The organism is Streptomyces sp. SS7 (assembly GCF_037993025.1).
Classification (GTDB): domain Bacteria; phylum Actinomycetota; class Actinomycetes; order Streptomycetales; family Streptomycetaceae; genus Streptomyces.
Window position 1 is genome coordinate 8329028 of the sequence record NZ_CP141223.1, and the last position, 13768, is coordinate 8342795.

General features: G+C 73.3%; 16 protein-coding genes. 7 read left to right on the top strand and 9 right to left on the bottom strand.

The genetic code is table 11. The features are described from left to right. Positions 1–58: 58 nt before the first annotated feature. Complete coding sequence (locus U5640_RS38235; RefSeq protein WP_340383653.1) at positions 59–523, top strand: hypothetical protein; 465 nt, start codon at positions 59–61, stop codon at positions 521–523. Between the two features lie 137 nt (positions 524–660). Here U5640_RS38235 and U5640_RS38240 read toward each other — a convergent pair whose 3' ends face one another. Beyond that, positions 661–1146, bottom strand: a complete 486-nt coding sequence (locus U5640_RS38240; protein ID WP_340383655.1) for a hypothetical protein — start codon at positions 1144–1146, stop codon at positions 661–663. A gap of 200 nt (positions 1147–1346) precedes the next feature. Between U5640_RS38240 and U5640_RS38245 the strand changes: the two genes are divergently transcribed. Further along, positions 1347–2258 carry a Gfo/Idh/MocA family oxidoreductase gene (locus U5640_RS38245; RefSeq protein ID WP_340383657.1) on the top strand — a complete coding sequence of 304 codons (912 nt, stop codon included), beginning with the start codon at positions 1347–1349 and terminating at the stop codon, positions 2256–2258. Here the strand turns inward: U5640_RS38245 and lnt are convergent. The 3 genes from lnt to U5640_RS38260 all read right to left on the bottom strand — a co-directional run bounded on the left by lnt (position 2176) and on the right by U5640_RS38260 (position 4957). Then, positions 2176–3678, bottom strand: a complete 1503-nt coding sequence (gene lnt / locus U5640_RS38250) for an apolipoprotein N-acyltransferase (RefSeq protein ID WP_340383659.1) — start codon at positions 3676–3678, stop codon at positions 2176–2178. The genes U5640_RS38245 and lnt overlap by 83 nt on opposite strands. A gap of 233 nt (positions 3679–3911) precedes the next feature. Then, positions 3912–4382: a nuclear transport factor 2 family protein gene (locus tag U5640_RS38255; protein ID WP_340383661.1), complete on the bottom strand. Its 471-nt coding sequence runs from the start codon at positions 4380–4382 to the stop codon at positions 3912–3914. Then, entirely contained in the window at positions 4379–4957 is a 579-nt protein-coding gene (locus U5640_RS38260) for an AAA family ATPase (protein WP_340383663.1), read from the bottom strand. The genes U5640_RS38255 and U5640_RS38260 overlap by 4 nt, the downstream gene beginning before the upstream one ends. Before the next feature lie 123 nt (positions 4958–5080). On the opposite strand from U5640_RS38260, the gene U5640_RS38265 reads away from it, so the two are divergent. Then, entirely contained in the window at positions 5081–6274 is a 1194-nt protein-coding gene (locus U5640_RS38265; RefSeq protein WP_340383665.1) for an AI-2E family transporter, read from the top strand. Between the two features lie 102 nt (positions 6275–6376). Here the strand turns inward: U5640_RS38265 and U5640_RS38270 are convergent, their stop codons facing one another. Both U5640_RS38270 and U5640_RS38275 read right to left on the bottom strand, forming a co-directional pair. Further along, positions 6377–6556: a hypothetical protein gene (locus U5640_RS38270; protein ID WP_340383667.1), complete on the bottom strand. Its 180-nt coding sequence runs from the start codon at positions 6554–6556 to the stop codon at positions 6377–6379. Positions 6557–6680: 124 nt separating this feature from the next. Further along, entirely contained in the window at positions 6681–7556 is an 876-nt protein-coding gene (locus tag U5640_RS38275; protein WP_340383669.1) for an undecaprenyl-diphosphate phosphatase, read from the bottom strand. Positions 7557–7987: 431 nt separating this feature from the next. Between U5640_RS38275 and U5640_RS38280 the strand changes: the two genes are divergently transcribed. The 3 genes from U5640_RS38280 to U5640_RS38290 are packed head-to-tail and all read left to right on the top strand — an operon-like array spanning position 7988 to position 10769. Then, positions 7988–9142: a Gfo/Idh/MocA family oxidoreductase gene (locus U5640_RS38280; RefSeq protein WP_340383671.1), complete on the top strand. Its 1155-nt coding sequence runs from the start codon at positions 7988–7990 to the stop codon at positions 9140–9142. Then, positions 9139–10068, top strand: a complete 930-nt coding sequence (locus tag U5640_RS38285; RefSeq protein WP_340383673.1) for a PmoA family protein — start codon at positions 9139–9141, stop codon at positions 10066–10068. The genes U5640_RS38280 and U5640_RS38285 overlap by 4 nt, the downstream gene beginning before the upstream one ends. Continuing rightward, positions 10062–10769 (top strand): cupin, encoded by a 708-nt coding sequence (locus tag U5640_RS38290; protein WP_340383675.1) that lies wholly within the window; start codon positions 10062–10064, stop codon positions 10767–10769. Before U5640_RS38285 ends, U5640_RS38290 begins: the two co-directional genes overlap by 7 nt. A 185-nt stretch (positions 10770–10954) precedes the next feature. On the opposite strand, the gene U5640_RS38295 is transcribed toward U5640_RS38290, so the two are convergent. Further along, positions 10955–11743 carry a TVP38/TMEM64 family protein gene (locus U5640_RS38295; protein ID WP_340383677.1) on the bottom strand — a complete coding sequence of 263 codons (789 nt, stop codon included), beginning with the start codon at positions 11741–11743 and terminating at the stop codon, positions 10955–10957. Positions 11744–11792: 49 nt separating this feature from the next. Here U5640_RS38295 and U5640_RS38300 point away from each other — a divergent pair, with 49 nt between their 5' ends. Next, on the top strand, positions 11793–12530 hold the full coding sequence (locus tag U5640_RS38300) for a DNA alkylation repair protein (RefSeq protein ID WP_340383679.1): 738 nt from the start codon (positions 11793–11795) through the stop codon (positions 12528–12530). Here U5640_RS38300 and U5640_RS38305 read toward each other — a convergent pair. Then, entirely contained in the window at positions 12527–12967 is a 441-nt protein-coding gene (locus U5640_RS38305; protein WP_340383681.1) for a Fic family protein, read from the bottom strand. The genes U5640_RS38300 and U5640_RS38305 overlap by 4 nt on opposite strands. Continuing rightward, positions 12912–13262 carry a hypothetical protein gene (locus U5640_RS38310; protein WP_340383683.1) on the bottom strand — a complete coding sequence of 117 codons (351 nt, stop codon included), beginning with the start codon at positions 13260–13262 and terminating at the stop codon, positions 12912–12914. The genes U5640_RS38305 and U5640_RS38310 overlap by 56 nt, the downstream gene beginning before the upstream one ends. Positions 13263–13768: the final 506 nt, after the last annotated feature.

A 13768-nucleotide genomic window follows, 5' to 3' on the forward strand; every position in this document is an offset into this window, starting at 1 on the left:
TGGGCACGGTGCCGTCCGGGGGATGCGGTGTCGTCGCGAGGACGCGAAGGAGGACGCGGTGGCGGAGCGACAGGAACAGACGGCGCCCGACGCCCTGCTGACGCGGATCGGGCAGGTCGTCATGCTGCACCACGGGGGAGACCGCGAGGAGGCCCGCCGCAGACTCCTCGAACTCTGGACCGAGCTGGGCGAGGACGGCGATCCGCTGCACCGCTGCACCCTCGCGCACTACCTGGCCGACACCCAGGACGACCCCTTCGACGAACTGGCCTGGGACCTGAGGGCCCTCACCGCGGCCGAGGAACACGAGGAGTCGCCCGCCGTACGGGCCCTGTACCCCTCGCTCCATCTGAACCTGGCGGCGGACTACGTCCGGCTCGGCCGCGCCGGTGCCGCCCGCACCCATGTGCGCAGGGCACGCGGGGCGGCCGGCGTCCTCGGGGACGACAGTTACGGCGACGGCGTGCGGGCGGCGATCACCAGGATGGAACTCCGCCTGGGTGAGGGCGGAGCGGAGAGCTAGGAGTCTGATGAAGATCTTGCTCCGGCCGCCTGGCTCGCCCCGGATTGCCAGTAAATGTCAATCACTATGAACCGGTGCAAGTCGGGCGCGATTTCAAGATCTTCAGGACGCTTCCAGTGCCTGCGGCGGTCACGGCACTAGCGGTGGCCGCCGTACACCTGGCGGCAGGCCACCGCCTCCGGGCTGTCGTTGCGCCAGCCGCCGTACTTCCTGCCCAGGGCGCACACATCGGTGGTCCGGCGGAGGTCGGCGCCGACGTCCGGGACACCGGCGTGCGGGGGGACGTGCCGGCGCGGGGCCGGGTGCGCCGGGGCGGGGCGCGGGTGCTGGGGGTGGGCCCGGTGCGCCGGACCGGGTCCGTCCGGGCCGGCTGCCGGGGCCGGCCGGTGCCGTTGCCGAAGCGTTGTGGCCGCCCGTTCCCGGGTGTCCGGACCGACCATCTCCAGCGCCTCACGGGCCGGCGCCTGCACGACCTGGGGTTCGGCATCCGCCTTCGGACGGGGCGCCGACGGCCCGGCGGCGGGCGGGCCGGGCACGGGCGGGCGCTGGACGGTGACGCAGCCGGAGAGGGCCGCGAGGGCCATCACCAGGAGCGCCGCGGTTGTCGTCGTGGTTCGCTGCACCCGCGCAACTCTGCTGGTTCCGGCCCTGCGCGTGACATCGGACGGCCGCAGGTTGCCCCGCACGGGTGAACACGTCCCCCGCAGGGAGGTCATGGGCCCACCGCAGGTGACGTCGCTCTCCCGCCCGCGGCTGGTCGGCGGCCCCCGCGGCCCCCGTATGCTGCGGGGGAGGCACGCGGTTCGAGGTGAGGGAGCGCCCCGTGAAGGTCGGCTGCATCGGACTCGGAGACATCGCGCAGAAGGCGTACCTGCCGGTCCTCGGCGCGCTGCCCGGGATCGAGCTGCACCTGCAGACCCGTACGCCGGCCACGCTCGACCGGATCGCCGACGCCTACCGGCTGCCCGCCGACCGGCGTCACCGCGACCTCGACGCGCTGCTCGCCACCGGCCTCGACGCGGCCTTCGTGCACGCGCCCACCGGCGCCCACCCCGAGATCGTCGCCCGGCTGCTGGAGGCGGGCGTCGCGACGTACGTCGACAAACCGCTGGCGTACCGGCTCACCGACTCCGAGCGGCTCGTGGAACTCGCCGAGGAGCGCGGCGTGTCCCTGGCCGTCGGCTTCAACCGCCGCTTCGCGCCCGGCTACGTCCAGTGCGCCGACCATCCGCGCGACCTGATCCTCCTGCAGAAGAACCGGGTCGGACTGCCCGAGGAGCCCCGCACGATGATCCTCGACGACTTCATCCACGTCGTCGACACCCTGCGCTTCCTGGCCCCGGCCCCGGTCGACGACGTCACCGTGCGGGCCCGGGTCGAGGACGGGCTGCTGCACCACGTCGTCCTCCAGCTCTCCGGCTACGGCTTCACCGCGCTCGGTGTGATGAACCGGCTCAGCGGCTCCAACGAGGAGATCCTCGAGGTCTCCGGTCAGGACACCAAGCGGCAGGTCGTCAACCTCGCCGAGGTGATCGACCACAAGGGCCAGCCGAGCGTGCGACGGCGCGGCGACTGGGTGCCGGTGGCCCGTCAGCGCGGCATGGAGCAGGCGGTGCTGGCCTTCCTGGACGCGGTGCGGGCGGGCAAGGTGCTCAGCGCCCGGGACGCGCTGGCGACCCATGAACTGTGCGAGCGGGTGGTCCGAGCGGTGCGGGATCACCCCGCCGCAGCCTGATCGCCGCCGTCCCCTCCGTCAGGCCCAGCGTCACCAGCACCAGCAGGGCCCCGTGGACCGGCCAGTCGCCGTAGCGGACGTACGGGGTGACGCCGTCGGCGAGCGGGACCTCGTACACGGCCGCGGTGCTCGCCTCCGTGCCCAGCCAGGGGCCGAGGCGCCGCCCGCTCGCGTCGTACACCGCCGAGTCACCGGTCAGCGTGGCGTGCACGAACGACCGGCCGGTCTCCGCGGCGCGCAGCGCGGCCAGCGAGGCGTGCTGCGCGGGCGCCCAGCTGTGCTGGAACGAGGACGTCGAGGACTGCGCGACGAGGAGGTCCGCGCCGTCCTCCGCCAGATGCCGGCTCATGTCGGGGAACGCGGTCTCGAAGCAGATCATCGGCCCGATCCGCAGCGCCGGCCCGATGTCCATCACCACCTGCTCGCTGCCGCGCCGCCGGTCCTCGCCCGCCGCCTTGCCGACCGAGGTGGCCCAGCCGAACAGCGAACGCGCCGGTATGTACTCCCCGAACGGCACCAGCCGCATCTTGTCGTACCGGTCACCGGTCGGGCCGTGCGGACCGACCAGGATCGCGCTCTTGTAGATACCGGGCCGGTCCGAGCGGCGCGCGTCGACATTGACGAGGATGTCCGCACCCGTGGCCCGCGACAGCTCCGCTGTCCGCGCCGCCAGCTCCGGATGCTCCCCGAGGTCGTACCCGACGCTGCTCTCGCCCCAGACGATCAGGTCGACGTCCTGGCCGATCAGCCGCCGGGTGAGCCGCTCCGCGACGTCGAACCGGCGCTGGGCCCCGTCCACCACGCCCGGCTGGACGACGGCGATCCGGGCCCGACCTTCGACCTCGGGGCGGGGCGCCCACACCCACGCCGCCGAGGCGGTGGCCGCCGTCGCGACCAGTCCGGCGAGGGCCGGGGTCCGCGAGCCGGGCACGGAGACGATCACGGCGACGGCCACGTTCACCGCCACCAGCAGGAAACTCAGCAGCCACACCCCGCCCACCGAGGCGAGCCGCAGCGCGGGCTCCACCTGCCACTGACTGGAGCCGAGCATGCCCCAGGGCCCGCCCAGCCCCTGCCAGGACCGTACGAGTTCGACGACCAGCCAGGCGGACGGCAGTACGAGGAGCGCACCGCCGATCCGCCCCCGGCCGGGCGTCCCGGTCGCACCTGTGGCGAGAAAGCGACGCACCAGCCAGCCCCAGGGCGCCCACAGGGCACCGAGCAGCGCCGCGATCACGAGCGTGAACACGTTCAGGCTCGGCAGCAGCCAGTGATGCATCGCCAGCATGAAGCCGAACCCCCCGCACCAGCCGTCCCGGGCCGCACGCCGCCCGCTCGGCGCGGAACGGGCGAGCAGCATCCAGGGGACGAGCGCGACGTACGCCCACCACCACAGCGCGGGCGCCGGAAAGGCCGCCACCGGCAGCGCCCCCGCCCCGGCGGCGACGGCCGAGCGGCCCCAGGGGGAGGCGAGGAGCCGGGAGGCGGAGGGCGGGGAGGCGGAGGGCGGGGGAGGGAGGCCAAAGGGACGTGGCCGGACGGGAGGTGAGCCAGTGGCCGGACGCGTTCATGCGGCACCTCCTACCCGGTGGTGCCTTCAGTGTGCGCCCCCGCGGACGATCTCCGACAGGACTCTTTCGGGCGCGGCCGGTGTCACGCCGTCGGCAGGCGCCGCCACTTCTCCTCGACGACCACCTCACGCAACCGCCAGCCGTCGTGGGTGCGCAGCAGCCCGAAGGAGTACCGCCCTCCGCAGACGAAGTCGGGTGGCCCGCCGTGGCTCTCGTCCCCGTGGCCCGCCAACCGCATCGGGTTGACGTAGTCGGCGCCGACCCGGGCGGTGTCACCCGTGTCCTGCTCCAGGACCCCGAACCGCACCCGCCGGTTGACGATGAGGTGCTGCCGCATCGCGAACAGCCCCAGACTCTCCGCGAGCCACGTCGCGACGCCGTCCACGTCCCCCTCGATCCCGCCCGCCGAACGGTAGTCCGCCCGTCCGTCCGGCGTGAACAGTTCCCGGTACGCCGCCCAGTCGCCGTCGTCCACGGCCACCGCGTACGCGGTGACCAGCTCGTCGACGGCCAGCCGGTCCATCACCGTGGCGAGCTCCACACGCTGCGTCATGGGCCGAGTGTTGGGCATGACGGCTGCGGAGCCAAGGGGTGTGCGCGTGCCACTCGGGCCAGTACCTGGTCGGCCAGGGCTCGTGGGGGCAGTGTGCCGTTCAGGAAGACCGTGTCGGCGGGCAGCGTGTCGGCCGCCGCCCTGCACGCCGTGATGCGGTCCTTGGCCCAGCTCCGGATCCGTTCGTCTCGTTCGGGGTCGTCAGGGACCAGGGAGCGGCCGTCGATGCGCTTCTCCAACTCCGGGCGGGGGACGTCCAGGAAGAAGTGGTGGAGCTCGATGCCCGCATTCCGCAACGCGCCGAAGATCTCGCTCACATAGCCGGGGTCGACCAGCGTCATCGGCACCAGGACCGGGCGGCCGTACTCCTCGACCAGTCCCACCGCCAGGTCGGCGACCTGGCGGCGCCACAGAGGAAGGTCCTGGAAGTCGCCCGTCGGCACGTCCACGATCCTCCGCAGGACGAAGCCGACCATCTCCGGGTCGTAGACCAGTGCCTCGGGCCAGCGCGGCCGTAACTCGCCCACCAGCGTGGTCTTCCCGCTGCCGAACGCGCCGTTCACCCAGACGATCAACGTGATCCTCCCGCCCCGTTGCCCTGCTCCACGTCAGTGGGTGTACTACAGCACGCTCCGGCGACGGCCGGGCCGTCGGGCCCTGGACACAGCCGGCTCGCAGCCCGGCCCTAGGGTGATCCCATGCCTGCCCCGTTGAGTTCCGCGAGAAGCCGTGCCGCCTTGCGTGGATCGGCCCGTGTTTCCGGTGAGTTGCTGCTGGTCCTCGTGATGCTCACGGTGGCGCTGTGGGTGCTCGGCCGGATGTGGTCGGTCGTGTGGCCGCTCACCGTCGCCCTGTTCCTCACCACCCTGACCTGGCCGCCGACGCGGTTCCTGCGCCGGCGCGGCTGGCGGCCGGCCGCCGCGGCGTCGCTGGTGACCCTGCTGTTCGTCCTGGTCGTGCTGGGCATCCTGGCGTTGATCGCCGTACCGGTCGCCTCGCAGTCCGGGGAACTGACCGACGGTGTGGTCGCCGGGATGCAGAGGATGCGCGAGTGGGCCGAGGGGCCGCCGCTGAACATCGGTGACGACCAGATCGCCGGCGCCTTCGACGCGGCGGTCGACCGCGTGCAGAACAGCGTCGGCAGTCTGGTCGGCACGGTCGCCTCCGGCGTGGGCACGGTGGTCGACGGGGTGGTCACCGCCCTCCTGGCGGTCTTCCTGATGTTCTTCTTCCTCAAGGACGGCCCGCGCTTCCTGCCCTGGCTCACCCGCCAGTTGCCCGGCCGGTTCGCCACCGACGTGCCCATCGTCGCCCTGCGCGGCTGGGAGACCCTGGGCGCCTTCGTCCGCTCCCAGGCGCTCGTCGGCGTGCTCGACGCCGTCTTCATCGGCCTGGGGCTGTGGATCCTCGGAATACCGCTGGTGCTTCCGCTGGCGGTGCTGACGTTCGTCTCGGCGTTCGTGCCGATCGTGGGAGCCCTGTTCGCCGGTTTCGTGGCCGTGCTCATCGCGCTGGTGTCGAACGGTCCGACGGACGCCCTCGTCGTGCTGGGGATCATCGTCGTGGTGCAGCAGCTGGAGGGCAATGTGTTCCAGCCGATGATCCAGAGCCGTGGGCTCGGGCTGCACGCCGCGGTCATCCTGCTCGCGGTGACACTGGGCGGCAGTCTCGCCGGGATCGTGGGCAGCCTGCTGGCCGTTCCCGTCGCCGCGCTGATCGGGGTGGTCTGGAACTACGTACGGGAGCAACTCGGCGAGTCGCCTCGGGCCGAGGGGGACGAGGAGAACCTGCAGAGGGCGGAAGAGGGAGAGAACGGAGAGAACGGAGCGGACGGAGAGGACGGGGATGGCCGGGAGCCCGCAGGGGCGGCCGTTCCCGCGGTGGCGGACTGAGGGCCGGTGGCCTCGCCCGGCCGGTGGCCTCGCCCGGCCGGTGGCCTCGCCCGGCCGGTGGCCTCGCCCGGCCGGTGGCCTCGCCCGGCCGGTGGCCGGTGCTCAGGCCGCCGTGACCACCTCGCCGCGGATCGCCGCGGCCCACTCCACCACCAACAGCTCGTACTCCTCCCGCTCCTGGGCGGACAGCGAGCCGCCCGTGCGCAGCCACAGGGAGCGGATCCGCTCGTTCACCTCGGAAGCGGACCGCACGGAACCAGGGGCATCAGAATTGGGGGACATGGCTGTCAGCGTAGGGCGAGCAGCTGACAGCGCGCCATGCCCCCGTCACGGGAACCGTTATGGGCTTGGTCACGGTTGATCGATCAACCGGACGGCTCCGTCCGGGAGTTCGAAGGGCCCCGGCTCAGCCCGCCGACTCCGCCGCGTGCGGGCTCAGCGCGCCGGTGGCGACGAGGGCGATGATCACGGCGCCGAGGGCGACGCGGTAGTACACGAACGGCATGAAGGACTTGGTGGAGATGAACTTCATGAACCAGGCGATCACGGCGTAACCGGACGCGAACGCGATGACCGTGGCGAACAGCGTCGGGCCCCAGGCCACATGGCCGGTCTCCAGCGCGTCCTTCACCTCGAAGGTCCCGGAGGCGAGGACGGCAGGGATGGCCAGCAGGAACGAGTAACGGGCCGCCGCCTCACGCTTGTAGCCCATGAAGAGGCCTCCGCTGATGGTGGCGCCGGAGCGGGAGACGCCCGGGATCAGCGCGCAGGCCTGGCAGAGACCGAAGATCAGACCGTCCCGGACACCCAGGTCCTCCAGCTGCTTGCGCTGCTTGGGCGCGCGGTGCTTCCCGCCCGTCTCGTCACGCGCCGCCAGCCGGTCGGCTATGCCGATGACGACGCCGATCACCACGAGCATGGTCGCGGTGACGCGCAGATCGCGGAACGGGCCCTCGATCTGGTCCTTGAGCGTGAGGCCCAGCACACCGATCGGGATCGAGCCGACGATCACCAGCCAGCCCATCTGGGCGTCGTGGTCCTTGCGCATCGTCTTGTCGAACAGGGACTTCGACCACGCGGCGATGATCCGGCCGATGTCCTTGCGGAAGTAGATCAGCACCGCTGCCTCCGTGCCGATCTGGGTGATCGCCGTGAAGGCGGCGCCGGGGTCCTTCCAGCCCGAGAAGGCTGCGGTGAGCCGCAGGTGCGCGCTGGAGGAGACGGGGAGGAACTCGGTCAGCCCCTGGACGAGTCCGAGGATGAGCGATTCAAACCAAGACATGAGGTTAAGGAGTCCAAGCGCCGATCGGAGCGGGGCGACGGGCGACGGCCGCCCGCGCGCGGTGATCAAGGGTGTGCCAGGGGAAGCGTAGCGGTCCCCGAAGACAGCCCCGCCACAGGGGTTTGGCAGGCGCCGGGGAAGGGGGCCCGCGCCGCTCCCCGGGACCTTCCCCACCCCTGCCCCCGAGCAGCCCCGAGGCACCTCTCCCGGCCACCTGCGCCCGGCACCGGCGTCGACCACCCGTCCCACCCTTCCCACCCGGCGCAGTCGTCCCCCGCCCGGAGGCGACCACAACCGCGGATGGTTGACCGGCCCCAGGGGCGCCGCATACGTTGCTGCCGAGCGGAAAGCGCTTGCTGAGCGTGCTTGCTGCTCCGTTTGCCGCTCACCGGTCCTTCGGGCCGTACCTCGGAGGAGTGCTGATCACGCCCATGTCCCCCACCACACCGCTCTCCGGACGTCCGGTCCGGGCCGCCGTCGTCGGGACCGGTGCCATCGGCCGCGGCTCCCATCTCTCGGCTCTCCAGCAGCTCGCCGCGGAGGGCGAGACCGAGGTGGTCGCGGCCGTTGACATCGATGCCGCGGCGGTCGAGGCGTTCTGCGCGGAGGGCGGGGTTCCGCACGCCTACACCGACCTCGACCGGATGCTCGCCGAGCAGCGCCCCGATCTGGTGACCATCTGCACCCCGCCGACCCTGCACCGCGAGCAGAGCGTGGCCGCGCTGCGCGCCGGTGCCTGGGTGTGGTGCGAGAAGCCGCCGGTGCCGACCCTCGCCGACTACGACGCCGTCCAGGCCGAGGAAGGCGCGGAGCACGGGCCGTACGCCTCGATCGTCTTCCAGCACCGGTTCGGTTCCGGCACCCGGCATGTGAAGCGGCTGCTCGCCGACGGCGCCCTCGGGCGGCCGCTCGTCGCGCACTGCCAGACCACCTGGTACCGCGACACCGCCTACTACGCCGTGCCCTGGCGCGGCCGCTGGCAGACCGAGGGCGGCGGCCCCGCGATGGGACACGGGATCCACCAGATGGATCTCCTGCTCGACATCCTCGGGCCGTGGCGCGAGGTGCGCGCCATGGCCGGCCGGCTCGTCCACGACGTCGAGACCGAGGACGTGTCGACGGCCCTGCTCCGGTTCGACAACGGCGCGCTGGCGACGGTCGTCAACAGCGTCCTGAGCCCCGACGAGGTCAGCCGTATCCGCATCGACTGCGAGCGTGCCACCGTCGAGCTCACCCACCTCTACGGCCACTCCAACACCGACTGGCGCATCACCCCGGCCCCCGGTGCGACCGGCGACGAGGTGGCCGCCTGGCAGGACTTCGGCACGGACGTGCCCAGCTCGCACCTGGCGCAGCTGCGCGAGCTGGTCGCCAGCATGCGCGCCGGTGAGCGGCCGCGCAGCAGCGGCGCCGACGGGCGGACCAGCCTGGAGCTGATCACCTCGCTGTACAAGTCCGCCTTCACGGACACCACGGTCAGGCGCGGGGAGATCGGCCCCGGCGACCCGTACTACACGGCCCTGCACGGCGGAGCCCCCGGCTGGGCGCCCCGCACGGCCGCGGCGGACGTGGAGGTGCCCGCATGAGCGGCGCCCTCCGCCTCGTCCACGCGCACGGCGACCGGATCACCGTGACCGACCCGGCGACCGGTGTGGAGCTGCTGGCCTACGTCTACCGTCCGGAGGCGGCCTGGGAGGCGCCCCGGCCGTACCTGCACCCGCTGCGCACCCTCGCCGGCGACGTCGTCACCGACTACCGGCCCAACGACCACCGCTGGCACAAGGGGCTGTCGCTGACCGCTTCGCACCTCTCCGGCGCGAACCTGTGGGGCGGCAACTCGTACGTCCACGGCGAGGGGTACGTCGCGATCCCCGAACGGGTCGGCTCGATGGCGCACGCGGGGTTCGACGAGGTCTCCGCCGGAGAGGGACGGGCCGTGATCGCCGAGCGGCTGACCTGGCACCCGCACAGCGGCGAGCTGTGGGCCGAGGAGAGCCGCCGGATCGAGATCCACGACGTGGACCCCGAGTCCGGCTCCTGGGCGCTCACCTGGACGAGCGCGATCACCAACCGGCGCGACGAGCCGCTGCGCTTCGGCAGCCCCACCACCGCGGGACGTGAGCTGGCCGGCTACACCGGCCTGTTCTGGCGCGGACCGCGCGCCTTCCGCGACGGCCGGATCATCGGCCCCGACGGCGAGGGGCCCGGTCTCATGGCCTCGCAGAGCCCCTGGCTCGCCCTCTCCGGCGAGCACGACGGCACCGACGGCCATGCCACGGTCGTCTTCGCGCACGCCCCCGAGAACGACCACGCGGGCGCGCACGGCGCCCACCCCGCGCACTGGTTCGTCCGCAACGAGCCCTTCGCGGGCATCGCCCCGTCCTGGTCCTTCTTCGACGAACTGGAACTCGCCCCGGGCGACACCCTCACCCGCCGCTACCGCGTGGTCGTGGCCGCCGGCGCCTGGGAGCGGGAGGAGATCGTCAAGTACCTGGACACCCACCCGTGGTGACCGGGTACGGCGGGCTGCCCGGGGGTGTCGCGCTCTCGCACCTGTGCGTGTACGACTGGCCGGCCGCCGACGGTCTGCGCGGCGGCACCCCCCATCTGCACCTGGCCTGTTCGGAGGCGTACGTCGTCACGGGCGGCCGGGGCGCGGTCCAGACGCTGACCGCGTCCGGGTACGAGGTCACGCCCCTGGCGCCCGGCACCGTCGCCTGGTTCACCCCGGGCACCGTCCACCGGCTCGTCGACGAGGGCGGGCTGAGGATCACGGTGCTGATGCAGAACGGCGGCCTTCCGGAGGCGGGCGACGCGGTCCTCACCCTGCCCCCGGAGTACCTGGCCGACCCGCGCGCGTACGCCGCCGCGACCACGATCCCGGCCGACGCCCCCGAGGAGGAGCAGGCCCGGATCGCCCGCGCCCGGCGCGACCTCGCGCTGGAGGGGTACCGCGCGCTGCGGGAGGCCCCCGAGGGGCTGGCCGCCTTCCACCGGGCAGCCGCCGCGCTCGTACGGCCCCGGATCGACGCGTGGCGCGCACGCTGGCGGCGCGGTGCGCTGGCGGCGGCCGAGGCCACGGGGGAGCAGCTCGACCGGCTGGCACGGGGCGACGCGGGCCACCTCGCCGACGCCGTCGTACGGGCCGAACAGCCTTCCCAGCACGGGAAGTTCGGGATGTGCGGGCGGTTGGACGTGTACCCGCAGGGCTGACGCCACCGGCACCGCCCGCACCCGGACGGCCGCCGAGCGCACCGGTGATCACTGCACCTGGGCCGCCGTCGGCCCGGACACCGGCCACCCCGGTGCCTGCGGACGGGGCGCCCGCTACGGCCTCCGGACGATGTGCGGGGCGGGCGGACTGGCCAACGCGATGATCCTCGAATCGGTGTGACGGCTCACCGGCGACGCAGGTGGTGGCGCTTGCGCCAGGCCATCACCGCGCCCGCCACCGTCGGCAGGGCGATCGAGGCCAGCGCGATCAGGAAGACCGGGGACGTCGGGGCCGACGCCCGGGCGCCGGCGACGACGTACGCGGCCGTGTTCGGGATCGAGCCCAGCGCGGTCGCGACCAGGTACGGCGTCCAGCGCATCCGGGACACGGCCGCCGCGTAGTTCACCCCCCAGAACGGCAGCCCCGGGAACAGCCGCGCCCCCAGCATCGAGCGCATCCCGTGCCGGCTCAGCTGACCGTCCGCCGCCTTCAGCAGCCGGCCGCGCAGCAGGGGCCGCAGCGCGTCCTGCCCCAGCACCCGGCCGAGGCCGAACGCGAGCCCCGCGCCCAGCACGGTGCCCACCAGCGCCGCGCCGAGCCCGACGGCCGAGCCGAACACCGCCCCCGCCGCCAGGTTCAGCAGCGGCCGCGGCACGAACGCGACCGTGCACAGCCCGTACGCCGCCGCGAACACCACGGCAGCCATCACCCCGCCCACCTGGGGCGGCCAGCCGTCCGCGAGGAGTCTCTGGGGTTCGAACAGCAGCACGCTCGAACCGGCCAGCGCGAGCAGGGCGACGAGCAGCGCGAACCGGGACCAGGGCGACAGCAGCATTCTGCCGAGGCGCGCCAGGGGACGGGCGGGCGCGGGCGCGGCGGCGGTGACGAGGGGCACGGGAACCAGGAGCTCCGTGGCGGCGGCCCGGGGAGTGGCCGCGGCGGTGCCCCCAGAGCGGGTGGTGGCATCGAGCATCCCGCGACAGTAACCGACGGACATGTGTGATCGCCGTATGGTTCGTCTCATGACCGACTCCGGCGCGGGTCCCACCGACGTACCGCACAGCGCCCTCGCCGACACCCTGCTGGAACGCCTCACCGCCGTGTACGCGGGCGCGGCCGACCCCGTCCGGGCCGACGCCATGCGGGCGTACATGAAGGACGTGGCCCCCTTCCTCGGCCTGCCCACCCCCGAGCGCCGCGCCCTGTCCCGGACGGTCCTCGCGGGCACGCCCCGGCCCACCGAGACCGACTGCACGGCCGTGGCGCTGCGCTGCTGGGCCCTGCCGGAGCGCGAGTACCACTACTTCGCCGTCGACTACCTGCGCCGGTACGCCGGACGCTGCTCGTCGGCGTTCCTCCCCGTCGCCCGCCGGCTGATCACCACGACCTCCTGGTGGGACACGGTCGACCTGCTCGCCGCGCACGTCGTCGGCGCCCTCGTCGCCGCCGACCCCCGGCTCACCGCCGCGATGGACGACTGGATCGCCGACGACGACCTCTGGATCGCCCGCACGGCCCTGCTCCACCAGCTCCGCTACAAGGACCGCACCGACACCGAGCGTCTCTTCGCCTACTGTCTGCACCAGTCCGGCCACCCGGACTTCTTCATCCGCAAGGCGATCGGCTGGTGCCTGCGCGAGTACGCCAAGACCGACCCGGAGGCCGTCCGCACCTTCCTCGCCCACGAGCGCGGCCGCTTCGCCCCGCTGACGGTCCGTGAGGCACTCAGGAACATCGGCGCCGGCGGCCGGCTCCACTAATTCTTGTGCCCCACGGCGCCTCGACGGGTCGCCGTGAGGTGCGTGTCGATGGAGCGGGCGAGGATCAGGCCGTCCTCCGGCGCGTCGGCACGGAAGGAGACACGGCGGAGCAGGGCGACACGGTCGAGCGAGATTCCCTCACGGGCCAGGACGAAGACCAGGGTCAGGAAGGCGGAGCGGGCGTTGCCGTCGTCGAACGGGTGGAAGAAGCACACGTCCAGACAGGCCCGGGCGGCGCGGGCGGTCAACGGGAGCGGCCGGTCGCCGCTCGCGGCGCTCTCCGCCCGGCAGGCGTCCAGGCGGGCGCGGGTGTCCGGGCCGACGCCGTAGCGCTCCCGGCCCTTCTCGGCGAAGGCGGGCAGGCTGCGGAGGTCCGGCAGCTCAGGGGTGCCCAGAACGTGCCGCTGCCAGCCGCGCAGCAGCTCGAAGTCGAGCACGGCGCCGCGTGCCGCGTCGGCCCGCACCTGCTCCAGCGCGCTCCAGCGCGGCGAGCGGGCCCGCCCCGCGGGCGGGGTCCAGGACGCAGTCGAAGGTACGGACGGAGTCCGCCGCCCCGTCGGAGGCCGGGGTGACCGGCCCGTCCTCGCCGCTGCCCGACGCCTCCCGCCACGGCACGGCTTCCCGCACCTCGAGCCAGCGCTCGAGATGATCGGGCAACGCCGCGGGGACCCGACTGCCGTCGTCCGGCCGCAGCGCGCCCGCGATGTGCTCCGCCACGTCGTAGATCAGCACGCGGTCCGGGCCGCACCAGCTCCGACGCGATGTCTCAGGCGCTGGTAGAGCATTACGGACACTGGGCCGCCGGCTGGCGCTGGGCGCTCGACGAGGGAGACTTCGACGGCGGCCCGGTCGGCAGCTGGTGCTGTCCGCCGCACTCGATCACCACCCCGGAGGAGACGGTCACCCGGGTCGTCTCGGCACTGTGCGAGTGGACGGTGACACCGCTCGCTCACGACGCGCTGCGCGTCCGGCAGATGCGGCCCAGCCCGCCCGGCTGCCCCACCTCCCGGACGACACGCACCGAACCGCCCCTTCCCCTCCGCGTTCCCGCCGCCCGAAAACCATTCGACGCCGAACGAACCATCGGCGAGGATCGGGACCATGTTCCGGTACGCCTTCTTCCTCGTCGCATCCGCCGTCGCGGATGCTCCGAAGGCTGCCGTCCCGCCGCACCCGGCCGCTGTCGACGGCGCCCGAAGCTGACCCTCCCCGGATCGTCCGGCGGACCCCGCAGGGGG